This window comes from Cerasicoccus arenae (genome assembly GCF_014651635.1).
GTDB lineage: Bacteria > Verrucomicrobiota > Verrucomicrobiia > Opitutales > Cerasicoccaceae > Cerasicoccus > Cerasicoccus arenae.
Map to the genome: position 1 here is coordinate 19,186 of NZ_BMXG01000020.1, position 23,414 is coordinate 42,599.

The 23,414-nt window shown below is 51.4% G+C and carries 35 protein-coding genes; all 35 read left to right on the forward strand.

Going from position 1 to position 23,414, the window contains the following annotated elements:
* Positions 1 to 169 precede the first annotated feature (169 nt).
* The 35 genes from IE065_RS14095 (at position 170) to guaA (ending at position 23,374) form a co-directional block, all read left to right on the forward strand.
* Positions 170 to 670: a DUF3859 domain-containing protein gene (locus tag IE065_RS14095; RefSeq protein ID WP_189516202.1), complete on the forward strand. Its 501-nt coding sequence runs from the start codon at positions 170 to 172 to the stop codon at positions 668 to 670.
* An 86-nt stretch (positions 671 to 756) separates the two neighbouring features.
* On the forward strand, positions 757 to 1,824 hold the full coding sequence (locus tag IE065_RS14100) for an acyltransferase family protein (RefSeq protein ID WP_189516204.1): 1,068 nt from the start codon (positions 757 to 759) through the stop codon (positions 1,822 to 1,824).
* Between the two features lie 43 nt (positions 1,825 to 1,867).
* Positions 1,868 to 2,197, forward strand: coding sequence for a hypothetical protein (locus IE065_RS14105; RefSeq protein ID WP_189516206.1), 330 nt, complete (start codon positions 1,868 to 1,870; stop codon positions 2,195 to 2,197).
* 96 nt (positions 2,198 to 2,293) lie between these two features.
* The gene (gene rpsL, locus IE065_RS14110) at positions 2,294 to 2,677 is read left to right on the forward strand and encodes a 30S ribosomal protein S12 (RefSeq protein ID WP_189516208.1); all 384 of its coding nucleotides are present in this window, start codon (positions 2,294 to 2,296) and stop codon (positions 2,675 to 2,677) included.
* A 12-nt stretch (positions 2,678 to 2,689) separates the two neighbouring features.
* Positions 2,690 to 3,163, forward strand: coding sequence for a 30S ribosomal protein S7 (gene rpsG, locus IE065_RS14115; protein ID WP_189516210.1), 474 nt, complete (start codon positions 2,690 to 2,692; stop codon positions 3,161 to 3,163).
* 48 nt (positions 3,164 to 3,211) lie between these two features.
* Positions 3,212 to 5,371 carry an elongation factor G gene (gene fusA, locus IE065_RS14120; RefSeq protein ID WP_189516212.1) on the forward strand — a complete coding sequence of 720 codons (2,160 nt, stop codon included), beginning with the start codon at positions 3,212 to 3,214 and terminating at the stop codon, positions 5,369 to 5,371.
* 35 nt (positions 5,372 to 5,406) lie between these two features.
* Positions 5,407 to 5,715 (forward strand): 30S ribosomal protein S10, encoded by a 309-nt coding sequence (gene rpsJ / locus IE065_RS14125; RefSeq protein ID WP_189516214.1) that lies wholly within the window; start codon positions 5,407 to 5,409, stop codon positions 5,713 to 5,715.
* A 141-nt stretch (positions 5,716 to 5,856) separates the two neighbouring features.
* Positions 5,857 to 6,498 carry a 50S ribosomal protein L3 gene (gene rplC, locus IE065_RS14130; protein WP_189516216.1) on the forward strand — a complete coding sequence of 214 codons (642 nt, stop codon included), beginning with the start codon at positions 5,857 to 5,859 and terminating at the stop codon, positions 6,496 to 6,498.
* A 25-nt stretch (positions 6,499 to 6,523) separates the two neighbouring features.
* Positions 6,524 to 7,153, forward strand: coding sequence for a 50S ribosomal protein L4 (gene rplD / locus IE065_RS14135; protein ID WP_189516218.1), 630 nt, complete (start codon positions 6,524 to 6,526; stop codon positions 7,151 to 7,153).
* Between the two features lie 25 nt (positions 7,154 to 7,178).
* Positions 7,179 to 7,469 (forward strand): 50S ribosomal protein L23, encoded by a 291-nt coding sequence (gene rplW, locus IE065_RS14140; protein WP_189516220.1) that lies wholly within the window; start codon positions 7,179 to 7,181, stop codon positions 7,467 to 7,469.
* Between the two features lie 24 nt (positions 7,470 to 7,493).
* Positions 7,494 to 8,351, forward strand: a complete 858-nt coding sequence (gene rplB, locus IE065_RS14145) for a 50S ribosomal protein L2 (RefSeq protein WP_189516222.1) — start codon at positions 7,494 to 7,496, stop codon at positions 8,349 to 8,351.
* Between the two features lie 38 nt (positions 8,352 to 8,389).
* On the forward strand, positions 8,390 to 8,659 hold the full coding sequence (rpsS, locus tag IE065_RS14150; protein ID WP_189516224.1) for a 30S ribosomal protein S19: 270 nt from the start codon (positions 8,390 to 8,392) through the stop codon (positions 8,657 to 8,659).
* 20 nt (positions 8,660 to 8,679) lie between these two features.
* Positions 8,680 to 9,237: a hypothetical protein gene (locus IE065_RS14155; RefSeq protein WP_189516226.1), complete on the forward strand. Its 558-nt coding sequence runs from the start codon at positions 8,680 to 8,682 to the stop codon at positions 9,235 to 9,237.
* A 14-nt stretch (positions 9,238 to 9,251) separates the two neighbouring features.
* Complete coding sequence (gene rplV, locus IE065_RS14160; RefSeq protein ID WP_189516228.1) at positions 9,252 to 9,605, forward strand: 50S ribosomal protein L22; 354 nt, start codon at positions 9,252 to 9,254, stop codon at positions 9,603 to 9,605.
* Between the two features lie 21 nt (positions 9,606 to 9,626).
* Positions 9,627 to 10,262, forward strand: coding sequence for a 30S ribosomal protein S3 (gene rpsC / locus IE065_RS14165; RefSeq protein ID WP_189516229.1), 636 nt, complete (start codon positions 9,627 to 9,629; stop codon positions 10,260 to 10,262).
* An 85-nt stretch (positions 10,263 to 10,347) separates the two neighbouring features.
* Entirely contained in the window at positions 10,348 to 10,776 is a 429-nt protein-coding gene (gene rplP / locus IE065_RS14170; protein ID WP_189516231.1) for a 50S ribosomal protein L16, read from the forward strand.
* 36 nt (positions 10,777 to 10,812) lie between these two features.
* Positions 10,813 to 11,010, forward strand: coding sequence for a 50S ribosomal protein L29 (gene rpmC, locus IE065_RS14175; RefSeq protein ID WP_189516233.1), 198 nt, complete (start codon positions 10,813 to 10,815; stop codon positions 11,008 to 11,010).
* Positions 11,011 to 11,102: 92 nt separating this feature from the next.
* A complete protein-coding gene (rpsQ, locus tag IE065_RS14180) occupies positions 11,103 to 11,387 on the forward strand; it encodes a 30S ribosomal protein S17 (RefSeq protein WP_189516234.1) in 285 nt (94 codons plus the stop codon).
* Between the two features lie 52 nt (positions 11,388 to 11,439).
* The gene (gene rplN, locus IE065_RS14185) at positions 11,440 to 11,805 is read left to right on the forward strand and encodes a 50S ribosomal protein L14 (protein ID WP_189516235.1); all 366 of its coding nucleotides are present in this window, start codon (positions 11,440 to 11,442) and stop codon (positions 11,803 to 11,805) included.
* 33 nt (positions 11,806 to 11,838) lie between these two features.
* Complete coding sequence (rplX, locus tag IE065_RS14190; RefSeq protein WP_189516237.1) at positions 11,839 to 12,084, forward strand: 50S ribosomal protein L24; 246 nt, start codon at positions 11,839 to 11,841, stop codon at positions 12,082 to 12,084.
* 63 nt (positions 12,085 to 12,147) lie between these two features.
* Positions 12,148 to 12,741: a 50S ribosomal protein L5 gene (rplE, locus tag IE065_RS14195; RefSeq protein WP_189516239.1), complete on the forward strand. Its 594-nt coding sequence runs from the start codon at positions 12,148 to 12,150 to the stop codon at positions 12,739 to 12,741.
* Positions 12,742 to 12,767: 26 nt separating this feature from the next.
* Entirely contained in the window at positions 12,768 to 13,073 is a 306-nt protein-coding gene (gene rpsN, locus IE065_RS14200) for a 30S ribosomal protein S14 (protein WP_189516241.1), read from the forward strand.
* A gap of 44 nt (positions 13,074 to 13,117) precedes the next feature.
* Entirely contained in the window at positions 13,118 to 13,516 is a 399-nt protein-coding gene (gene rpsH / locus IE065_RS14205) for a 30S ribosomal protein S8 (RefSeq protein ID WP_189516243.1), read from the forward strand.
* 21 nt (positions 13,517 to 13,537) lie between these two features.
* Positions 13,538 to 14,077: a 50S ribosomal protein L6 gene (rplF, locus tag IE065_RS14210; protein ID WP_189516245.1), complete on the forward strand. Its 540-nt coding sequence runs from the start codon at positions 13,538 to 13,540 to the stop codon at positions 14,075 to 14,077.
* A gap of 35 nt (positions 14,078 to 14,112) precedes the next feature.
* The gene (gene rplR, locus IE065_RS14215) at positions 14,113 to 14,478 is read left to right on the forward strand and encodes a 50S ribosomal protein L18 (RefSeq protein WP_189516247.1); all 366 of its coding nucleotides are present in this window, start codon (positions 14,113 to 14,115) and stop codon (positions 14,476 to 14,478) included.
* A 20-nt stretch (positions 14,479 to 14,498) separates the two neighbouring features.
* On the forward strand, positions 14,499 to 15,140 hold the full coding sequence (gene rpsE / locus IE065_RS14220) for a 30S ribosomal protein S5 (protein WP_189516336.1): 642 nt from the start codon (positions 14,499 to 14,501) through the stop codon (positions 15,138 to 15,140).
* 55 nt (positions 15,141 to 15,195) lie between these two features.
* Entirely contained in the window at positions 15,196 to 15,672 is a 477-nt protein-coding gene (gene rplO / locus IE065_RS14225; protein ID WP_189516249.1) for a 50S ribosomal protein L15, read from the forward strand.
* A 102-nt stretch (positions 15,673 to 15,774) separates the two neighbouring features.
* Positions 15,775 to 17,286 carry a preprotein translocase subunit SecY gene (secY, locus tag IE065_RS14230; protein WP_189516251.1) on the forward strand — a complete coding sequence of 504 codons (1,512 nt, stop codon included), beginning with the start codon at positions 15,775 to 15,777 and terminating at the stop codon, positions 17,284 to 17,286.
* A gap of 29 nt (positions 17,287 to 17,315) precedes the next feature.
* Positions 17,316 to 18,107: a type I methionyl aminopeptidase gene (gene map, locus IE065_RS14235; protein ID WP_189516253.1), complete on the forward strand. Its 792-nt coding sequence runs from the start codon at positions 17,316 to 17,318 to the stop codon at positions 18,105 to 18,107.
* Between the two features lie 73 nt (positions 18,108 to 18,180).
* Positions 18,181 to 18,549, forward strand: a complete 369-nt coding sequence (rpsM, locus tag IE065_RS14240; protein ID WP_189516256.1) for a 30S ribosomal protein S13 — start codon at positions 18,181 to 18,183, stop codon at positions 18,547 to 18,549.
* A gap of 15 nt (positions 18,550 to 18,564) precedes the next feature.
* Positions 18,565 to 19,101, forward strand: coding sequence for a 30S ribosomal protein S11 (gene rpsK, locus IE065_RS14245; protein WP_189516258.1), 537 nt, complete (start codon positions 18,565 to 18,567; stop codon positions 19,099 to 19,101).
* Positions 19,102 to 19,183: 82 nt separating this feature from the next.
* On the forward strand, positions 19,184 to 19,792 hold the full coding sequence (gene rpsD / locus IE065_RS14250) for a 30S ribosomal protein S4 (RefSeq protein WP_189516267.1): 609 nt from the start codon (positions 19,184 to 19,186) through the stop codon (positions 19,790 to 19,792).
* A 71-nt stretch (positions 19,793 to 19,863) separates the two neighbouring features.
* Positions 19,864 to 20,910, forward strand: a complete 1,047-nt coding sequence (locus IE065_RS14255) for a DNA-directed RNA polymerase subunit alpha (RefSeq protein ID WP_189516269.1) — start codon at positions 19,864 to 19,866, stop codon at positions 20,908 to 20,910.
* Positions 20,911 to 20,945: 35 nt separating this feature from the next.
* Positions 20,946 to 21,476, forward strand: coding sequence for a 50S ribosomal protein L17 (rplQ, locus tag IE065_RS14260; RefSeq protein WP_189516271.1), 531 nt, complete (start codon positions 20,946 to 20,948; stop codon positions 21,474 to 21,476).
* Between the two features lie 356 nt (positions 21,477 to 21,832).
* Complete coding sequence (gene guaA, locus IE065_RS14265; RefSeq protein ID WP_189516273.1) at positions 21,833 to 23,374, forward strand: glutamine-hydrolyzing GMP synthase; 1,542 nt, start codon at positions 21,833 to 21,835, stop codon at positions 23,372 to 23,374.
* Positions 23,375 to 23,414: the final 40 nt, after the last annotated feature.

Sequence of the window (23,414 nt, forward strand, 5' to 3'; positions counted from 1 at the left end):
CAAACTAAATGCCGCGCTACGGTGGGACACCGCTCTCGCTATCGTGCCACCTTTCTAGGAGCGGTATCGGGCTCTGCGCAAGCATTATTTTCAGAGCCTATTTCCAGCAGGAAAAGACAGGAATGCATTTTGGCTGGTCAATAGCGGGAATTCGTTATGATAAATAACCATGCGCTTCTATAGCATATCCGGGTTCGCCTTTCTCTTGCTCGCAGCTTTGTTGCACAAACCGTCGCTTGAGGTGGTGCCCATGTTTTATGGCCATGTGATGCGTACGACTACGGGTGAGACGACCCTCGCGCCTGATTCTCCCAGTGGTTTGAGTATGGATGGTGATTGGGTGGTTCTCGAGGCGGATACCTGGATCATTCCCAATTGTATGGCCCACGGACTGGGACTCGAAATCGGTATAATGAATGTTCCTGACGGCATTGAGGAACTGCGGTTGGAGGTCGATTTTCCGCCAATGACACTGCCTTCGGGCAAGATCAATTCCCACATGGAGAGCATGCAGCCTATTTATACGTCGGACGGCTTTGGCTACTTTGACTTCTATTACTTTTTCGACGAAGAGTTTGAACGCGGCCTCGGCGAATGGCGTTTCAAGCTCTACCACGAGGATCGCTTGCTCTACGATCAGGCCTTTACTGTCGTAGCGTGCCCGGAGTAGGGCGCTTGTAGATAGATATTGTCTAATCGGCTTTCTTTCCCAGCATTCGCCGGATGAAAGGTGGAGCCATTGGATATATGCCATGTTTGGACGGACTCCGGTTCGTTGCAATCGGTATGGTCTTGTTCGAGCATTTTGGAGGCTATCCTGTCAAGTACCTCTCCACCGGCTATTATGGCGTCGACCTTTTTTTGGTTATCAGTGGATTCCTGATCACTACAATCCTGCTTAAGGATAAGCAAGAGCGTTTCTGGGATAGCTACCGAATATTCATGGGGCGTCGTTTCCTGCGTATCTTCCCTCTTTATTATGCGGTGATCGCCTTTATTCTCATTGTTAATATAACGGGGGCCCGGGATCTCTCCATCTGGCTGCTGACTTACACTTTTAACTATGGGGCAGTGATCTATAATGAAACTCACGAAAACAACCCGATTTTCTATTTATGGTCACTTTCGTTGGAGGAGCAGTTTTATCTGTTTTGGCCTCTGATCGCAATTTGCCTTAAAAAGAAGCCACGAATTCTTTTTGGGGTGACGTTCGGCATTGTCTGTATCGGATTTCTCCAGTCCACCCATAGTATCTTTCCGGGACTGGCTAAATTCAATTACACGGGTCTAGTTAGTCGAATGGGATCGCTTGGCCTTGGGGCTTTGGCAGCAACCTATTTACGCATTGGGACATTGCCGACTGCTTTTTTTCGGAATCGATTAGTCGAATTACTGGCCTTTGGGCTACTGGCTTTCAGCCTGTTGGCGTCGTATCCATATCCTTACCGGCCAGTTTTTCTTGGGCTGGTTTCGCTCTATCTGGTGATCAAGGCCACGCAGTTTGAATTCCGCCTACCCGGTGTCCAGCGAGCGTTGACGCATCGTGCGGTCGTTTACATTGGCTCGATTTCATACGGCATCTACCTCATGCATATGCCGTTTGGTGCACTAATGACTGAGTATGTCTTTGATCCGCTCTGGAACAAAATCCCTTTTGCGTCGGCGGGGCCACTGGCGGTTATCCAGTATCACTCCTGGCTGCTGAAGCTGCCTCTGTATTCAGGAGTGTCGATCCTGATGGCTGCGTTGTCTTTTCGATATTTTGAGCAGCCAATCCTGAAACTGAAGGATAAGTGGTTTCGCTATCCGGCGAAAAATCGCTGAAAACACGTCAATCGCGCTGATTTACCAAATTGTTTCAATCGCGATGATGCCAAATCCAAGAATGCATGATGGTATCGGGATCAATTTCTTCACCGGATTTTTCGGATTCGGTGCGCTGGTGGCGCTTTATCTGATCGCGTTGTGCCTCAATAAAGTGAAAAAAGCTGGACCGATTGATGTCAAACGGGACATTTTGGCGCTTTTCGGGCAAATTATGAGGTGTTGGAGGCATTGGAGAATCGTTCTTATAAGTATATTATCGACAGTCCGTATTGATCACTTAGTATATATATCAATTCCGCTGCTAAGCTTGCCGGAAAAACAGGCAAAATTTTTCAAAAAAATCGCTTGCATTGAGGTAGGCGAAGCGTAATCTCGCTCCCTTTCCCTGAAATCCCGCTGATTCAGGCACATGTGTGTTTTGAGTCCGGCGGGTCTTTCTATTTTCTGGAAATCCCATTTCATTTTCATGCCTACAATCAATCAGCTCGTCCGGAACCCCCGCGTTCTGCAGAAAACCAAGTCGAAATCGCCGGCCATGGCCAGCAATCCATTTCGTCGTGGTGTATGCGTGCAGGTCATGACCCGCACACCTAAAAAGCCGAACTCCGCTATCCGTAAGGTTGCAAAGGTTCGACTGACCAATGGTTACGAAATCATCGCCTACATTCCAGACGAAGGCCACAGTTTGCAGGAGCACAGCGTTGTGCTTGTTCGCGGCGGTCGCGTTAAGGACCTTCCCGGCGTTCGCTATCACATTGTCCGCGGGACGCTTGACTGCCAAGGCGTAGAAAAACGTCGTCGCAGCCGCTCCAAGTATGGAGTTAAGCGCCCTAAGGAAGCCAAAAAGTAATTTAAAACCACCATGTCACGTCGTCGTAGAGCCGTAAAGCGGAATGTTCCCGCAGATCCTCGTTACCAGAGCCAACTGGTGGCTGGTTTGATCAATCTTGTCATGCAGCGCGGGAAGAAATCCGTTGCTGAACGCATCGTATACGGCGCTTTCGAGCGCGTTTCCGAAAAGCTTGAAAAGGGTGATCCTGTAGATCTCCTCCTTGGCGCGTTGGAAAACGTTCGCCCGAAACTGGAGGTTAAGAGCCGCCGTGTTGGGGGTGCAACCTATCAAGTGCCTGTTGAAATCACTTATGAGCGTCAGCAGAGCTTGGCCTTCCGTTGGATGGTCGATGCTGCTAAGAAGCGCAAAGGCGTCCCAATGGGCGAAGCACTCGCTCAAGAAATTATTGACGCGTATAATAATACCGGCGGCGTCGTGAAGAAAAAAGAAGAAACGCATAAGATGGCCCAAGCCAATCGCGCGTTTGCTCACCTCCGCTGGTAAATCTGACCCTTTAAACCCTCAACCGTCGTTCTTTGAACCAAACAAGCAATGTCTGCCACGCTCCAGTTGTCTACCTCGAATGCTTCCGATCGGAAGTATCCGTTGGAGTATACCCGGAACATTGGCATTGCGGCTCATATCGACGCGGGTAAAACCACGACTACCGAGCGAATTTTGCTCTATTCGGGCGTGGTGCATAAGGCGGGTGAAGTCCATGACGGCACAGCAGTGACTGACTGGATGGAGCAAGAGCGTGAGCGTGGTATCACGATCACTTCCGCTGCAATCTCCTGTCAGTGGACGACTAAAGAAGGCATTTACAGCGACATCGAACAGCGGATTAATATCATCGACACCCCCGGGCACGTCGATTTTACCGCAGAAGTCGAACGATCTCTACGCGTCCTTGATGGCGCGGTTGGCGTTTTCTGCGCCGTCGCAGGCGTCCAGCCTCAGTCCGAAACTGTCTGGCGGCAGATGGATAAATATCATGTCCCCCGTATTGCGTTCATCAACAAGATGGACCGGACGGGGGCCGATTTTTTCTCGGCTGTCGCTTCTATTCGGGAAAAACTTGGCGGAAACGCCCATCCAATTTATCTGCCGATCGGTGCGGAAGACCAATTGCGCGGCCTCATTGATTTGGCTCGCATGAAGGCGGCCATCTACGATCAATCGGACGCCACTGGCGTTCAGTTTGATTGGCAAGAAATTCCAGCCGAAGAACTTGAGCAAGCAGAAGCTCATCGCGAAAAATTGATTGAAGCCCTCTGCGACTTCGACGACCAGCTCGCCGAAAATTACCTCGGTGGCGAAACGATCTCTGCAGACGACCTGCGCCGCGCTATCCGCACCGCGACAATGAGCCTTGAGTTCATTGGCGTTATTCCTGGTTCCGCTTTTAAGAACAAGGGTGTGCAGATGCTTATGGACGCCGTGGTCGATTACTTGCCCAGCCCACTCGACGTGAAGCCTATGCCGGCACACGAAGAAGATGGTGAGGGTGAAATCGAGCCAATCGTTGCCAATGACGCAGGAAAACTTGCTGGCCTTGCCTTCAAGCTGATGAACGATTCCTTCGGGAAATTAGTATTTTTCCGCGTTTATCGTGGCACGCTCCGTAAGGGCATGCAGCTTTACAATCCCCGTACCCGCAAGTCTGAGCGTGTTTCACGCCTCATGATCTTGAAAGCGGACGCTCGCGAAGACATCGAAGTGGCCTATTCCGGAGACATTTGCGCTCTGGTGGGTGCTAAGGATGTCAAGACTGGCGATACTCTTTGTGAAAAAGACGCCGTGCTCGTGCTCGAGCCGCCGTCGTTCCCGGATCCGGTTATCTCGATGTCGATCGAGCCGAACACCAAAGCGGACCAAGAAAAACTGTCCCTCGGCCTGCAACGCCTTTCCGACGAAGATCCAACCTTCCACGTTTCCTCCAACGAAGAAACTGGCCAGACCATTATTTCTGGCATGGGCGAATTGCACCTTGAAATCATTCGCGACCGTTTGTTCCGCGAGTTCAAGGTGGAAGCGGAAGCTGGTAAACCGCAAATTTCCTATCGCGAGACGATTACCGTTGCCGCTGATGGCGACGGTAAGTTTGTCCGTCAGTCTGGTGGCAAGGGCCAATATGGTCATGGCGTCATCAAGCTGGAGCCTCAGGAATCGGGTAAAGGTATTGAGGTTGTCAACGCGATCGTGGGCGGCGCTATTCCTAAGGAATACATCAAGCCCTTCAGCGATGGTATCAAAGAAGCCGCAAATTCAGGCACCGTTGCTGGTTACCCGGTAGTGGACTGGAAGGCGACGATTCTTGATGGTTCGTTCCACGATGTAGACTCTTCCGAAATGGCCTTTAAGATGGCCGGCATTTTTGCTTTCCGTGACGCGATGGACAAGGCCTCCCCGGTTCTGCTTGAGCCAATCATGGAAGTCGAAGTCGCTGTGCCGGACGAATATCAAGGCGACATCGTTGGCGACATTAACCGTCGTCGCGGCCAAATTCAAGGCATTACCTCGAAAGCGGGCATCGCCAATATTGAGGCCAAAGTGCCTCTGATGACGATGTTCGGCTATTCCACCGATGTGCGTTCACTCTCCAAGGGGCGTGCCAATTACAGTATGGAGCCGCTCAGTTTCGAGCAGGTGCCCAGCAGTGTGCTCAAGCAAATCACCGAATCCTCGGGCCGTATGCCCGCCCGCGCTTAATCCAATCCAATTTCCATCCTTAATTCTTTTTCATCATGGCAGGTCCTAAAATTCGCATTAAACTCCGTGGCTACGACTATCGTATTATCGATCAGTCGGCAGCGGACATTGTGGACACCGCGAAGCGCTCCGGCGCTCGTGTTAGTGGTCCCGTACCCATGCCCACGCGCATTGAAAAAGTGACGGTAAACCGTTCACCTCACGTCGACAAAAAGTCGATGGACCAGTTTGAAATACGCACACATAAGCGTCTTATTGACATTATTGAGCCCACCGCTCAGACAGTGGACGAGCTGAAGAAGCTCAATCTGCCGGCTGGCGTTGACATCAACATCACCGTTTAATCGCACGAAACCCTTAATTTGACTCAATCGAATCCGTTAGGAAGCGATTCCGATAATTTAACTGACAGTTTTAACCCTCACGCAGGTCTCTCGAAAACGGAGACAAGGCCAACGCCAAGTTTCCACCTGCCTCTGTAATTTATGAGCTTTACCCTAATTGGTAAGAAAATTGGGATGACCCAAATATTCGACGGCAACCAGCTTGTTCCGGTGACCGTCGTCGAAGCAGGTCCTTGCCCAGTCGTACAAGTCAAGTCGTCCGAAAAGGATGGCTATGAAGCCGTGCAAATTGGCTTTGGCGTTCAGAAGTTGCATCGCATCTCTAAGCCAATCCAAGGACACTTCGCGAAGGCGAAAGTCGAACCTGTGCATCAATTGCGCGAGTTTCGTGTTGGCGCAGATGACGCTGAATACAACGTGGGCGATGTGCTTACAGTCTCCAAGTTTGAGGCTGGCCAACGCGTCGATGTCATTGGTATGACCAAGGGCAAAGGTTTCCAAGGTGTTATGAAACGCTGGAACTTCGCTGGTGGCCCCGCTTCGCACGGTCACATGACTCACCGTCGCGGTGGTTCTTATGGCCAGTGCCAATGGCCTGGTGAAGTCTGGAAGGGCAAAAAGATGCCTGGCCACATGGGCAACGCACGCCGCACCACTCAAAACCTCACCATTGTGAAGGTGCTTGAAGATAAAAATTTGCTCCTGATCAAGGGTAGCGTTCACGGATCCATTGGCGGCACGGTTTACGTCCGCACTGCGGTCAAGAAAAAGCGCTCCGCTTAACCCTTAGACTGAGAGGAACAACAACATGAAGCTCAAAGTATTTACTGCCAACGGCGCCTCCAGCACTGAGAAGGAGTTTGCCATCCCCACTTTCGAAGACGACAAGGGCCTGCAAGCGCTCAAGGATGTCGTAGTCGCTTACCAGTCGAATCTTCGCCAGGGCAACGCGAAAGCGAAGACCCGGGCTGAAGTCCGCGGCTCCGGTAAGAAGATTTATCGCCAAAAGGGCACCGGTAATGCCCGTCATGGTGACCGCCAAGCCCCGATTTTCGTCGGTGGTGGCGTGGCGCACGGCCCAAAGCTCCGCGACTGGACCAAGCATACCAATAAGAAGGTAAAGCAACTGGCTATGCGCCGAGCGCTCTTCGACAAGGTGAACGATGGTGAAATCTCCCTGATTGAGAAGTTTGAAACTTCCGCGATCAAGACCAAGGATTTCGATACGCTGCTCAAGCTCATCCAGCCCAAGGGCAAGGTTCTGATTGTTGATCAACAATTCGACGACAATACCGCACTTTCCGCGCGCAACATCGCCCGCGTCCATATCACCGATTCTGCCTCGCTCAATGCTTGGGATCTCGTTCGTTTCGACAACGTGGTCATCAGCGAAAAAGGCTTCGAACAAGTCCTCGCCCGCACTGGCGCTGGTGAGTAACCGTTAATTTCTATACCGGCGAACCATGTTTTCTCCCGATACCATTATCAAGGAATACCGCGTGACGGAAAAAGCGGCCGATCTGACCGCCCACACCAACAAATACACGTTTGAAGTATCCACCACCGCCAATCGTCGTGAAGTCGCCTCCGCAGTGGAGAAGATCTTTGACGTGAAGGTTGTTCGCGTAAACATTATCAATCAGCGGCCGAAGACCAAGCGTAACCGTATGGCCAAGGGCCGTCCCGGTCACACTGCCGCTGTTAAAAAAGCGATTGTCACTCTTGATGAGGGACAGAGCATCGAACTTGTATAACTTTTATAGGAGCTTAGTAGAGAAATGCCTCTCGTAACCACCAATCCAACCACTCCGAGCCTTCGCTTCCGCGTCCAGAATAAGCAGGACGTGGCTCCGAATAATCCGGAGAAGACGCTGACCCAGTCCCGGCACCGCGCCAAGGGCCGTAATTGCTACGGCCGTATCACGACGCGTCACCGTGGGGGCGGCCATAAGCGCCTTTACCGTCAGATCGACTTCAAGCGTGAAAAGCTGGAGATGCCCGCCACCGTTCAGACGATCGAATACGATCCGAACCGTTCGGCTAATATCGCTTTGGTAAAGTACGAAGACGGTGAACTCCGTTACGTTCTTGCCTGCCGCGGTATGAAAGTAGGGGACACGATTCTTAACACCAATGAGAAGGTGGAAGAATTTACTCCTGGCCTTTGCCTCCAACTACGGAACATCCCACCTGCAACTTTCATCCATGCGATTGAAATGCAGCCAGGGCAGGGTGCTCGTATTGCTCGCAGCGCAGGTCAGTCAGCTCAATTGATCTCACTTGATGGCAACTATGCTACGTTGAAGATGCCGTCCGGCGAAATTCGTAAGCTACACTCGTCTTGCCGCGCCACCATTGGCCGTGTCGGTAATGAAGAGCATGGCGACGAAGTGATCGGTAAGGCTGGCCGCACACGTTGGAAGGGTATCCGCCCGACCGTCCGCGGTATGGCAATGAATCCAGTTGACCACCCAAATGGTGGTGGTGAAGGTCGCTCGAAGTCCGGTGGTGGTCGTCAGCACCCATGTTCCCCTTGGGGGCAGCTCTCAAAGGGCTTCCCAACCCGCAAGAAGTCCAAGACTTCCAATGCTCTTATCGTTGTGCGCCGCAATGGCCGCAAAATGAAGAAGCGCTAAGCAATCTCTACTTGATTATAAATCAGAATTAATTACTCATGGCACGTTCGATCAAAAAAGGCTTCTTCGTTGACCCGAAGCTGATGGACAAAATTGAAGCAGCGCAAGCCGCTGGCTCCAACAAACCCATCAAGACTTGGTCGCGCCGCTCGACGATTACTCCGGAATTTGTCGGTCTCAACATGTCGGTTCACAATGGCAAGAGCTTTATGCCTGTCTATGTGACCGAAAACATGGTTGGCCACAAACTGGGTGAATTTTCGCCGACGCGCACCTTTAAGGGACACCAAGGCGTAGGCAAAAAATAAACCTCTCTAATTAATCCACGATGATCCGCTTCCTCCAACGCACGCTTCTTGTCTCCAGTCTATTGGCTGGCTGCTTGCTGCATGCGAAGGTCGAGACCGAGGCTCGCTTCGATCTGCGCGTTATTGCGCCAGATTTTGAGGGCAAATGGGCGGAAATCGAAGTGGAAACAGAGAAGCCGACTGCGCCGATCCAGACTTACACCGCGCCAGTTCAGGAAGAAGTTGTCGTCTATAATGACCTGACTTCCACTGAGGCCGCTATGCTCCGCTCTAATAACCAAAAAGAGTTTGTGGGCCCGGAGTTCGCCGCTAGCACAATTTACCCCTCTGGCCAAGCTGTTGTCTTTGGGGTGACAGAAAACAAGGCCGCCGACATCGTCATTCTTGACGACGGACTCGACCAAGGATTTCGCGTTGGCATGCTTTGCGACGTAATCCGAGGTGACACCGTTATCGGTGCCATCATTCTCGTGGCCGTGGAAGCAGACCGCTCCGCTGGCCTCATAGTAAATCTTCAACCGGGCCGCAAAATTGTTTTTGGCGACCTGGCCCGCATCAAGACCGTTCAATTTTCCTAACCGAATCAGATATCATGGAAGTTTTGGCTTTAACCAAATACGCGCGCATGTCGCCAATCAAGGTACGTGAAGTAGCCCGCGAAATCCAGGGCCTTCCCGCCAATGAGGCGATGGACCTCCTCAAGTTTATTCCGCGCAAGTCAGCGCGCCTGATCAGCAAAACGCTGGCCAGCGCGATTGCCAACGCGGAGAACAATAACAATCTCTCATCCGACGATCTCGTGGTCAAAAGCGCGATCATTGAGCAGGGCCCAGCGTTCCGCCGTTTTCAACCGGCTGCCCGTGGTTCCGCTCACCCCATTCGTAAGCATACCTGCCATATCCGCATTATCCTCACCGACGAGGTGAAGGAAGCCGTCGCCAGCTAAACCTTTTATTGTAATTCCATCATGGGTCAGAAAGTAAATCCGAAAGGCTTCCGCCTCGCAGTCCGCCGCGACTGGGACAGCCGTTGGTTCGCCGACAAAAAGCAGTTCCCCGCGTTCATCAACGAGGACAATAAGATACGCACGTTCTTGAACGAGCGTCTGCGCTTTGCGTCCGTGCCCAAGATCTACATTGAGCGCGCTGGGCAGCGTGTTCGCGTTAAGATTTACACAGCGCGTCCTGGTATCGTGATTGGCCGTAAAGGTGCTGAGCTTGATAAGCTGAAGGCTGACCTCTCCAAGCTAGTGAACCGCGACGTCCTTCTTGACATTGCTGAAGTGAAGAAGCCTGATCTCGTAGCACAGCTCGTCGCCGAGAACGTAGCTCTTCAGCTTGAGCGTCGCATTTCCTTCCGCCGTGCCATGAAAAAGGCTGTGCAGACGACCATGCAAATGGGTGCTGACGGTATTCGTGTCCAGTGCTCTGGCCGTCTCGGCGGTGCTGAAATTGCCCGTACTGAGCAACAGCGTCAGGGGCGTGTGCCTCTACATACGCTCCGCGAAAACATCGATTACGGTTTTGCTGAAGCTCGCACACTTTACGGCATCATCGGCATTAAGTGCTGGATCTGTAATTCCGAACCAGAAGAAAGCATTTAAATTTGTGATTTGGCGCCCGGTTGTTCATTGAACCAAAGAAGCGCCAATAGCTAAAAACTTAAGAACTCGAAAACTTTTTTGACCAATGGCAAAACTCCTTCCAGCCAAAACCAAGTACCGCAAGGTGCACAAGGGTCGTATTCGCGGACGCGCCAAGGGCTGTGACACACTCGCCTTCGGTGAGTTTGGACTACAATCACTCGGTCGCGGTCGTCTGACTGCCGCCCAGCTTGAAGCCGCTCGTGTAGCAATTAACCGCTACCTGAAGCGTCGCGGTAAGCTTTGGGTCCGTGTGTTTCCACACAAGCCGGTGACCAAGAAGCCTCAAGAAACCCGTCAGGGTAAGGGTAAAGGCCCAGTTGAATACTGGTGTGCAATCGTTAAGCCAGGCACGATGGTATTCGAAGTGTCTGGTTCCGGTTCGCAAGCCGCTCGTGAGGCCATGCGCCGTGCTGATGGCAAGCTACCTTTTCCTTGCCGCTTCGTCAGCCGCGAAGAACTCGAACAATACTAATTTACGCCGTCAAAGCGCCGACAATATACGCTCGCCATGAACGCCAAAGATATCCGTGAACTTTCCCCAGAGGAACTCAACAAGAAGCTCCGCGAGTCCCGCGATGAGCTCGTCAACCTCCGCGTGCGCAAGCAAGTAGGCCAAGTCGAAAACCCGGCCCAATTGCGCACTATCCGCCGCGACATCGCACGGATCGAAACCATCCTTCGCCAGAAAGGGGCGGCTGTCGCCTAGCGACGGTGTTTTAAGTGTTAGGCATTAAGTTTTAAGTCCAAACACTTCCTAAAACTTAAAACCAAAACCTAAACTTTAAACTCATACAAGCAATGTCCGAATCACAGACTCAGGCTCGCAGCAGCCATCGTAAGGACCTCGTAGGCGTCGTCACCAGTCGTACTGGCGATAAGTCCATCAAGGTAACTTTTTTTTACAAGATCCCGCACCCTCTTTATAAGAAGGAAATTAAGCGCAAGACCGTTGTCCACGTCCATGACGAGAGCAATGAATGCGCTGTCGGCGACAAGGTCGAGATCATGGAAACCCGCCCGCTGAGCAAGCTCAAGCGTTGGCGTGTCGTGAAAATTTTAGACAAGGCACCGATCGTCGGCTAGCGCCGACGAACTAAGCGGAAGCCGCTTTAACCATTAAAGGGAACCCGTTCCAATGATTCAGCCAGAAAGCAGATTAGAAGTCGCCGATAATACCGGTGCAAAGGAAGTCTTGATGATTCGTCGTCTGGGCCAAGCCAAAGTAACCGCCTCAGTGGGCGATGTCATCGTGTGCACCGTTAAGGAGAGCACGCCGGAGGCCTCGGTCAAAAAGGGCACTGTGGTCAAGGCCGTGGTCGTTCGCACCAAGGCACCGATCCGCCGCGCCGATGGTAGCTACCTTCGCTTCGACAAGAACGCCTGCGTTGTCCTCGACAGCAATAGCAATCCACGTGGCACTCGCATATTTGGGCCGGTCGCACGTGAGCTTCGTTCCAAGAAGTTCATGAAGATCATCTCTCTTGCGCCAGAAGTTCTTTAATATAGAACTTAGAACTCTGAACTTAGAACCAAAATGAAATTCAAAATCAAACGCGGCGACGAAGTCGTTGTGATTTCGGGAGCGCATAACGGACAGCGCGGCAAAGTGCTGCAAGTTCTGCGTGAGAAACAGCGCGTCATCGTCGAAGGTGTGAACATGATCAAGAAGCACCAAAAGGCGACTCAAGAAACTCCTGATGGAGCCATCATTGAGCGTGAAGGATCGGTGCATTACTCAAATGTAATGTTGGCCGAGCGTTTCGACAAAAAAAGCGCTTAAACACACTTTAATATAATCTTAGCCAAGACCTAGGGGGACGGAAATCTCCAGGCGTAAAAACCAATGAGCCAAGAAACACCATATCTTAAAAAACACTACACGGAAGTCGTGGTTCCTGAATTGACCAAGACACGTGGCTACAAGAACGCGCATCAGACTCCGAAGGTCACCAAAATTGTGATCAACTCCGGCTTCAATGCTACCAAGGACAAGAACTGGGCCGCAGAAGTACAGAAGGAAATTTCCTCGATTGCTGGTCAACATGCTGTGCTGACTAAGGCTAGCAAGAGCGTCTCGAACTTTAAGCTACGTGAAGGCATGCCGATTGGCGTGAAAGTCACATTGCGCGGCGCACGTATGTATGACTTCCTGTTCCGTTTACTTGCAGTTGCTTTGCCTAATATCCGTGACTTTCGCGGTGTTTCCCGCAAGTTGGATGGCCAGGGCAATTATACCCTCGGCATTACGGACAGCACTATCTTTCCAGAAATTAGCGCTGACACTGGTGGCCGTGAATCGATTGGTATGGACATCACCATCGTAACGTCTGCTGAATCTGACGACGAAGGACGCGATTTGCTTCAGCTCATGGGCATGCCCTATCGCAAACCGACTAACCCGAAGCCGGCCGAAGAATCGACCACGCAGGCTGCATAATTTCATCCATTCATTTTTTCTAAGTTATGGCTAAAAAAAGCTCAATTGCTCGCAACAAGAAGCGTGAACGCACGGTAGAGAAATTTGCCGCTAAGCGCGCCGAACTCAAGGCAACCATTCGCAATCCCGAGAGCACTGACGAAGAGTTCTTTCAGGCACAGCGTAAATTGGCTCTTCTGCCTCGCAATGCTTCACCGATCCGTGTTCGCAATCGCTGCTCAGTCACCGGTCGTCCACGTGCATTTATCCGCAAATACGGTCTTTCACGTCTTACTTTCCGCGAACTTGCTCTTGCCGGCCATATCCCCGGCGTGACCAAGTCCAGCTGGTAATTTCACTCATCACAACTATAACAACCAATATAACCCTATAAGTCATGGCATCCCACGATACTATAGGAGACTTCCTCACTCTCTTGCGCAACGCCAGCATTGCTGGCCAAGCATCCTGCAGCTCTCGCTTCTCCAAGTTGAAGGCGGGCGTAGCCAGCATCCTCAAGGATGAAGGCTATATTCAGGATTTCGGCATTCGCGAGGAAGGCCCCGGACACAAATACATCGACATCGCTCTTAAGTATGTCGGTGGTCAACCCGCGATTGTCGGCATTGAGCGCTTTAGTAAGCCCGGCCGTCGCTTGTATTCCGGATACGAAGAAATACCGAAAGTTCTCGGTGGTCTCGGCGTCTCCATCCTCACTACTTCCAAGGGCATCCTTAAGGACCGTGACGCCCGCCGCGCCAAAGTTGGCGGCGAGGTAATCTGCAAGGTCTGGTAACCCAATAAAGGAAACATTACGATGAGCAGAATTGGAAAACTCCCCGTCCCAATCGCGGACAAAGTCAAGGTCACCGTAAATGGTCAGACCGTGAACGTAGATGGCCCTAAAGGCAAGTTGTCGAAAGTTTTCGACCGCGATGTCAAGATTAGCCTCGAAGAAGGCCAAATCGTCGTTACGCCGAACAACAGTTCCCGCCAGGCCAAGGCCATGTGGGGGACTGCACGCTCGATTATTAGCGGAATGATCATTGGCGTCACCGAGTCCTACAAGAAGTCGCTGGAAATCGAAGGTGTTGGCTTCAAGGCCAATCTTCAAGGTAAGATCTTGGATCTTGCACTCGGTTATTCGCACGAAATCAAGTATCCAGTGCCAGACGGCGTCACCGTAACGGTTGACAAGAGCGGTACGAAGCTTGATGTTGAAGGCCCAGACAAACAAATGGTAGGCCAAGTTGCTGCCGATATCTTCGGTTATAAGCCGGTTGAGCCTTACAAGGGCAAGGGCGTCCGAATCGTCGGTCGTTATGTCCGTCGTAAGGAAGGCAAGAAGACCGGTTAATATACACAATTAAAATTTAGCTGGAATCTAGCAGTATGAAACTTTCAGAAAAACTTCGAGTTAACCTCCAAAAACGTCGTTGGCGTATTCGTAAGCGCGCCGTTGGTGACGCTCTTCGTCCACGTTTGGTTGTTACCTTTACCAATCAACATATTCATGCACAGTGCATCAATGACGTCGAACAGCGTACGCTCGTTTCGGCCTCGACACTGAGCAAGGATCTGCGCGAGCAGAGCCTGAAGCCGAATACCACAGGCGCATCCACTCTTGGAAAACTCATTGGTGAGCGAGCTAAAGCCGTTGGCGTCGAAAAAGTCGTCTTCGATCGCGCTGGCCGTCGTTACCATGGTTGCGTTAAAGCATTTGCAGACGCCGCTCGCGAAGCAGGCCTTAATTTCTAATTATCCGGATCATGAGCAATATGCCAAATAATCAAGGTCGCCAAGGTGGCGGCAATCGTCCAGGCGGTGGCAATCGCCCAGGTGGCGGTAACCGTCAAGGTGGCGGCGAACGTGGCGGACGCCGTCGCGATCGTAATGACCGCAATCGCGGCCAGCAGCAAGAGCCAGAAGGTCCAGAGTACATTGAGAAGGTGGTTCACATCAATCGTTGCGCTAAGGTCGTTAAGGGTGGCCGTCGCTTTAGCTTTGCCGCACTCGTTGTGTGTGGTGATGGCAAGGGACAGGTTGGACTCGGCTACGGGAAAGCGAAGGAAGTGCCAGAAGCCATTCGCAAGGGTACAGAGCGTGCACGCGCTAGCATGGAAAACATGCGTCTGAAGGGCACCACTATCCCCCACGAGTGCGTGGGCGTGAAGGACGGTGGCCGAGTGATGCTTCGTCCGGCTACGGACGGAACGGGCGTTATCGCAGGGGGCGGTGTTCGCGCAGTGCTTGAAGCGGTAGGCATTCATAACATCTTGTCCAAGTCACTGGGCTCGAATACACCGTTCGCCATGGTGAACGCCACGATGGCCGCGCTACGCCAGCTACGTTCCGCTGAGGAGATATCTCGCTTAAAGGCCAAGGAAACTGAAACTGCTCCTGCAGCATCTCTTGTTTAACTTTATGAACAACGGGAGGGTATAAAAATTACCCAGTTCCCGTGAAAACCAAGTCATGAAACTTCACACTCTGAAAAACGTCCCAGGCGCCCGCAGCCGTCGCAAACGCGTCGGTATCGGGGAAGGCTCTGGACGTGGCAAAACATCCACCCACGGTCAAAAGGGTCAAAAGGCCCGCTCCGGCGGTAGTATCCGTATCGGTTTTGAAAGTGGTCACATTCCGCTCTATCGTCGCTTGCCGCAGCGCGGGTTTAATAACTACCGATTCCGTAACGACTACGCCATTGTTAACTTAGGCGACCTAGAACGCGTCGAAGGCGATGTCGTTGATCGTGATGTTTTGGTTAACTCTGGCCTGGTTCGTTCCAGTGCCAAACAGATCAAGGTACTCGGCGACGGTGATCTTACTCGCGCACTGACCGTATCGGCGGATAAATTTTCCGGTTCGGCCCAGAGCAAAATCGAAGCTGCTGGTGGCAAGATAATTGTCGTTGGCGAATCTGCCGAGAAGGCTCCGGAATCCGCCGAGTAATTTATTCGTTCTCTCGAATTCCGGAGTAACCGGGCTTGACGCGGATTGACCGGTGCATTTTATCGGCCCATTCGCGTCATTTTATTTCGACCGCTGTCTCCAATGTTCAACGCTTTCGTAAACTGCTTTAAAATTGCCGAACTTAGGACTAAGATCCTGTTCACGTTCGGAATGATATTCATCGCCCGCGTGGGCGCGAACATCCCGCTACCCGGGGTGGATCCGCGTCCATTGCAGCAATATTTCGCTGATGCGGCGGATGGGGGGCTATTCGGCCTCTATAACATGTTTACCGGGGGGGCGTTGCTCAATGGAGCAATTTTCGCACTCGGCATTATGCCGTATATTAGTGCGTCTATTATTTTGCAGCTCATGGGGGCTGTAGTGCCGACACTCGCTCGTTTGCAGCAAGAAGGTGAATCTGGCCGCCAGAAGATTACGCAGTACACGCGTTACTTGACCATAGCTATTGCATTGGTGCAATCCGTTCTCTTGAACCTGACGTTGCTGCGTAATCCCGGTGAGTTCTTTCAGGGGTTCTCTGTAGAGCAGTATGGCAGTATTGTGGTGATCAATCCGACCATGTTCTTGATCACCTCAACAATCTTCCTGACCGCAGGCACTGTCCTGCTCATGTGGATTGGTGAGCAGATCACCCAGCGAGGCATTGGCAACGGTATTTCTTTGCTGATCACGATTGGTATTTTGGCGGATCTTCCGTCTGCTGTTAGCTATGCGTTTAATGGACTCTTTGCTCCAGCCGGTGCTGCGGTTACTATTTCCATCCCACAGTTTGTGGCGATGATTACCTTCTTGGTGGCGGTCATTGCGGCCATTGTGTCGGTGACGCAGGCCACGAGGAAAATTCCGGTACAATACGCGAAACGAATGGTAGGTCGGCGCGTGATGGGAGGGCAAAGCTCTTTCCTCCCCCTCAAGGTCAACTATGCGGGTGTGATGCCAGTCATTTTTGCGAGTGCTATTTTGATGTTTCCAACCTACCTTCTGGGTGCGCTTGCAGGTGCGACAGGACAAGATTTTTTCCGTGACATTGGCGCATGGCTCAGCCCAGGGCACTGGTTCTATTATTTGTTCTATAGTATGTTGATCATGGGCTTCTCCTATTTCTGGGTGTCCATTATGTTCAAGCCGATCCAGATTGCCGATGAACTCAAGCGCAATGGCGGCTATATTCCTGGAGTTCGTCCTGGTGAGCCTACCGCTAAGTTCCTCGACTTTGTAATGACGCGTCTGACTCTTGCCGGCGCAATCTTCCTGACAATCATTGCTATTATGCCATTGCTTTTGGGTGAGTGGTTGAAAATTCCATGGAAGGTTACACAATTCTTTGGTGGTACTGGCACACTGATCGCCGTAGGCGTTACTTTGGACACGATGCGCCAGATTGAGACTTTCCTGCTTAATCGTCACTACGATGGCTTCCTGAAAAAGGGTAAGGCACGCAATCGTTCAAAGACTTCACGCACACGCCAATTGGTGGATGTATCTGAAGTTAAAACCATGAATGTGGGAATGCTTTGGACCGCTTGTGGTGTTCTGCTTGTGGTTGGCTTGGTTTCTTGGTTGCTGCTTCAACTTGGCATCGTCAAGTAGGCAAATTCGCTTCGATTAAACCAATTCACATGCTTCGACGTCGTCACACCAGCTACCGATCCTCACGCCCGGATGAAGAAGTTCAGGGGGTGCGGGAAGCTTGCGTTGTGGCTGCGACAGTACTCGATAAGTTGTGCAAAATGGTGGCTTCAGGTGTTTGCACCTATGATATCGATCTAGCTGGTAAAAAACTGATTGCTGATATGGGGGCCCAAAGCGCTTGTTATAACTATCAGGCCGAGAACAAAATTTATCCTGCCCACACTTGCCTTTCCGTAAATGACGAAGTCGTGCACGGGATTGGAAAGCTCGATGTTGTCCTTAAAGAGGGTGATAATATTACAGTGGACGTTTGCGTGAAATATAAAGGCTTCGTTGGTGATAACGCTCGTACCTTGGTCATCGGCGAAGCTAGTGAGGAGATGAAGCTACTGGTGGATCGGACCCGAGAGGCACTTGATTTGGGTATTGCGCAAGCGCGCGCCGGTAATCGGGTAGGGGACATTTCTCATGCCGTCCAGAGTTTTGTCGAAGGACACGGCTACAGCGTGGTTCGTAATTTCGTAGGCCATGGAGTCGGGCGCAGTATGCATGAAGATCCGCAGATACCAAATTTTGGCCGGAAGAAGTCTGGCGCAAAGCTATATCCTGGCATGACACTCGCAATTGAGCCAATGGTACTCGCCGGTCGTCATGAAATTGACATCGATGATGATCAATGGACAGCTCGTACTCGAGACCGAAAACCAGCGGCACATTTTGAGCACATCGTCCTCGTGACCGAGGACGAACCCGAAATTTTAACAATTCCTGAAAAATAAGCTTTTCATTGCGGGCTAATTTGCTATTTTCTCCGCTTTTCCCTGTTTACACATCCAACATATTTAACAAGAAATGCCACGTTTACTTGGAGTCGACATCCCCAGCGGTAAGAAGATAGAATACTCGCTGCAATATATTTATGGCGTCGGTCCGACCCGCGCTAAGAAACTGTGCGAACAGACCGGTATTGATCCTGACCGCCGGACCCATGAACTCAGCGAAGAAGAACTGAATAAGTTTTCCCAGCAAATCCAGGAAGATGGTTATCCGGTAGAGGGTGACCTCCGCCGCGAAGTCATTGGTAATCTCAAGCGCCTGCAGGCCATTCGCTGCTACCGTGGTGCTCGTCATCAGCGTGGTTTACCGGTTAGAGGTCAGCGTACTTCGACCAATGCACGTACCCGCAAGGGCGGTCGTAAGACTGTAGGCAGTAAGAAATAGTAACTTTTAAAAACGATGAGCGAAGAAGAACAAAAGCAAGCAGCAGAGGCTGTCGCCGCGACCCAGGAAGTTGCGGAAGTTAAGCCTGTTGACGCTGAAGCACCTGCCGAAGGCGAGGAGAAGAAATCGGGTCAGCCCAGTGCGAAGGATTTGTTGACCGAAGATCTCGGTATCGGCAAAATCCGCAAGGCAAAGGGAAGTAAGAACATCCACTCGGGTGTTGTGCATATTTTAGCGACCTTTAATAATACAAAGGTTACGTTCACTGACACAAACGGCAACGTTATCTCTTGGTCAAGTGCCGGTAAGATGAATTTCCGTGGTTCTCGCAAGTCCACCGCTTATGCCGCACAAGTTGTTACACAAGATGCTGGCAAGGTTGCACTTTCACACGGTTTGAAGGAAGTTACCGTTAAGGTTAAAGGTCCAGGAATGGGCCGCGATTCAGCTATCCGTGCTCTTCAGAGTCTGGGCTTGGTTGTCACTGGCATTACGGATGTGACTCCAGTCCCTCACAACGGCTGCCGCCCACCAAAGCGCCGCCGCGTCTAATTTTTTCTTTTTTCTCAGCTTTTCGGTGATGGCAATCCGGGAAGCGTTATTCAACGAGACTGCCAACCAAAATTAACCAATTATGGCTCGTTATACCGGACCAACTACACGAATTAATCGCCGCTTTGGGCAGGCAATTTTCCCGCCCAACAAGGCATTTGAGCGCAAGCCTTACCTTCCTGGGCAGCATGGCCCACGCCTGCGTCGCAAGTCATCTGATTACGCAATCGGCCTGAACGAGAAGCAAAAGCTTCGCTACATGTTCGGTTTGACTGAAAAGCAGTTCCGCCTGACTTTTGCTAAGGCAAAAGCACAGCGTGGCGTTACTGGTGAGATTTTCCTACGTTTGTTGGAAATGCGGCTAGACAATGTTGTTTATCGTCTTGGCTTAGCTAAGACACGCAGTGCATCCCGCCAATTTGTTAATCATGGACACATTAAGGTTAACGGCCACAAGGTCGATATCCCTAGTTTTTCGGTTCAGCCTGGTGACATTGTAGAAGTGCGTGAACGCACTTCCTCGCGCCAACTCGCTACCCGTTGCTTGGAAGAGACACAGTTCCGCACCGTCCCAGCATGGATGACGATGGAGCGCGATGCCATTCGCGGCACCGCTAATCGCGAGCCAGCAGTCGATGAGATGGAGCAGGACATCAATCTGCAGATCATCGTTGAATACTATAGCCGATAACATTTCAGAGGAGACTCGTTTTCCTTTTTCCAATTTCGCCCGCGGCCTATCACACAATCAATCCGGAAGCAATGAGCACTGTCGAAGAAGCACCAGCCACCGACACCCACTTCAATTCGCGCACTAAACGTCTCGGTAAGTTCGAGTTGCCCAAGCGTCTCGTCAAAGACGAGTCGACGGCCACAGAAACTTACGCGTCGTTTGCCGCCGAGCCATTTGAAACAGGTTATGGTCACACCATTGGCAATAGCCTACGCCGCATCTTGTTGAGCTCAATCGAAGGCGCTGCCTTTAGCTCGGTCAAGATCGACAACGTCGATCACGAATTCCAAAGTTTGGACGGAGTTGTCGAAGACATCACCGACATCGTCCTGAATCTCAAGAAGGTACTCCTGGTTTCACACAAGCGTGAACCCGTCAAGCTTCTGCTTGACGTAAATAAGGAAGGCGTCGTCACAGCAGGTGACATTAAGCCTGACTCTAACGTAGAAGTACTCAACCCAGACCAAGTAATCTGCACGCTGGATAAACCCATGCGTTTCTTGGCAGAGTTTGAGGTGCGAGTTGGTCGTGGTTACGCAACGGCTGAGCAGAACAAGCCTGAAGAGCAAATTATTGGATTAATTCCGATCGACTCTCTTTTCAGTCCGGTTCGCTTAGTTAAATACTATGTCGAGCAGACTCGTGTTGGTCAAATGACCGATTACGATAAGCTAATTCTTGAAATCACGACTGACGGTCGAGTAACTCCAGACGACGCACTTAAGGAATCCGCAGCGATTTTACGTCACCACTTGGATGTATTCGACCAAGTAAGCCGCGAAACGGTTGAATTCGATCACGAGACGAAGGAGATCAGCGAAGAGCAAAACCGCCTCCGCAAGCTTCTGAACATGAGCGTGAATGAAATCGAGCTCTCAGTTCGCGCTGCTAACTGCCTCAACAACGCCAATATCACAACAGTTGGTGAGCTGGCGATGAAAACTGAGCAGGAAATGCTCAAATATCGCAACTTCGGTAAGAAGTCGCTCAATGAAATTAAGGCCAAGCTCGAGCAGCTTGGATTGTCCTTGGGTATGAAGCTTGACGAGCGTTTGCTCGAAAAAATCGGCGACTAATTCCCACCTTACTAATAACAGAAATATTTTAGACAATGCGTCACCGCAATCACCGTCACAGCTTGGGCGTTACCAAGGAGCACCGCGAGGCGCTCATGGCAAATCTCGCCGCTGCGCTATTCCGCCACGGCCGGATTGAGACCACCTTGGCCAAGGCCAAGGCTCTACGTCCGTTCGCTGAAAAACTTATCACTCTGGCTAAGAAGGCCGCCGCAACGGACGATACCGCCCGTAAGCTGCATTGTCGCCGTCAGGCAATTGCACGCGTGCGTGATAAAGCTGCTGTGAAGCAGCTCTTCGACGAGCGTGCAAGTGAGTTCACCAACCGCACAGGCGGCTACATCCGCATCTATAAGCTGATCCAGCGCGAGAGCGATGGCGCAGCCATGGGGGTGGTCGAACTGATCGCTGGAAGCGACGAAGGCTACACCAAACCGAAGCGCACCCGCAAGCCTGCCAAAAAGGTTAAGACTGAAGCGAAGGCCGTTGAAGCCGAAGCATCAGTAGCAGTTGAGCCAGAGGTAGCCGACAGCGCCGTGTCGACTGAAGAGGAGAAGAAGGACTAATATTCCCGACTCTTCAGAGCCTTGAGTTTACGGATCGGCGCGCACCTGCCAGCAGGGCGCGCCATCTTGTTTACTTTTTCAATGATATCCCCAGCCCAGCATGATCGATATTGGATTTTCCTGGTTCACTTTGCTCTATGTGGCAGCGGGATTGCTTACAGTATTCGGACTCTGGCTCTACTATGACTGGCGCGACAAACATCTTTACGAACGGGAGCGCGCTCGCGTGGCCTTCCATTGTATTAAATGTGGCCAAGTCTACTCTGCTCGGAAACGGGCGGAGGTGGCTGCTTGCCCCTCTTGCGGTTATGAAAACCATAAACTAAAGTTTTAATTTAGCACCAACTACTTTTATTATGTCTCAACAGACGCTCGCCGTTCTCGATTTTGGCTCCCAATACACTCAGGTGATCGCACGTCGCATCCGCGAATGCCAGGTTTACTCCCGGATTTATCCTTATTCGGTCACCGCGGCGCAGCTGAAGAAAGATGGTGTCTGTGGCATTATCCTTTCAGGTGGGCCTAGTAGCGTCTTGGCAAAAAATGCGCCATTGCCCGACAAGAAACTCTTCAAGCTAGGCGTACCTGTCTTGGGTATTTGCTACGGTGTACAATTGATGGGTAAGCTTCTGGGGGGGGAGGTTGCTCGCAGTGAGCGTCGCGAATATGGCCGAGGTGCCATGACGGTGAAGAAGAAAGGCGCTCTGCTTAAGGGCTTACCTAAAAAGCTTCAGGTTTGGAATTCCCACGGTGATAAGTTGACAAAAATCCCGGCAGGTTTTGAGGTCATTGCCTACACTGAAAACAGTGAAAACTCAGTTATTGCAGACGAAAAGCGCGGCTTTTACGGCATCCAATTCCACCCCGAAGTACACCATAGCGAGCGTGGCGTGGAAATTCTGCAAAACTTCCTATTTGGTGTTTGTAAGTGCAAGGCCGATTGGAAAATGGCTAACTATATCGAGGAAGCAACACAGTTGATTCGAGATCAAGTGGGTAACAAACGTGTGATCCTTGGTCTTAGCGGTGGTGTGGATTCTTCTGTGGCTGCAGCGCTCATTCATCGAGCAATTGGAGACCAACTGACTTGCGTCTTCGTTGACAATGGTCTGCTACGTTTGAAAGAGCGTGAGCGCGTAGAACAAGTTTTCCGAGACCACTTCCATGTAGATTTGCGCGTGATCAAGGCGGGGAACCGTTTTTTGTCTGCGCTCAAGGGGGTTACCGATCCCGAGCGTAAGCGTAAGATCATCGGCAAGGTATTCATTGATGTCTTTGAGGATGCCGTGAAGAGTATCGGCGAAGTCGATTTTCTTGCTCAAGGAACGCTTTATCCAGACGTCATCGAGAGCGTTGCAATCGACGGCAACCCTGCGGCGCTCATCAAGAGCCATCACAATGTTGGTGGCTTGCCGAAGCGCATGCGTATGAAGCTGTTGGAGCCCCTCCGTGAACTCTTTAAGGACGAAGTCCGTCGCTTGGGTGAAGAACTAGGCTTGCCCAAGGAAATGATCTGGCGTCATCCTTTCCCAGGACCAGGTCTTGGTGTCCGCGTGATGGGAGAGATCAAGCGTAAGTATCTGACAATCCTCAAGCAGGCCGATGCTGTCTTGCTCGACGAAATGAAGCGCACCGGCCATTACGAGAAGGTTTGGCAGGCTTTTTGCGTTTTTCTGCCTGTGAAAACGGTGGGTGTCATGGGCGACGAACGTACCTATGACTATGTTGTTGCACTACGTATTGTAGAGAGCCAAGACGCGATGACAGCTGACTGGGCGCACATCCCGCACAACGTGCTTGGTGTCATCTCGAACCGCATTATTAATGAGGTCGAGGGCGTGAATCGCGTTGTGTTAGATATCAGCTCTAAGCCACCCAGCACGATCGAGTGGGAGTAATCTCCTGTCTAAGGGGGGGGCGGGGGCAGGATTATACGGA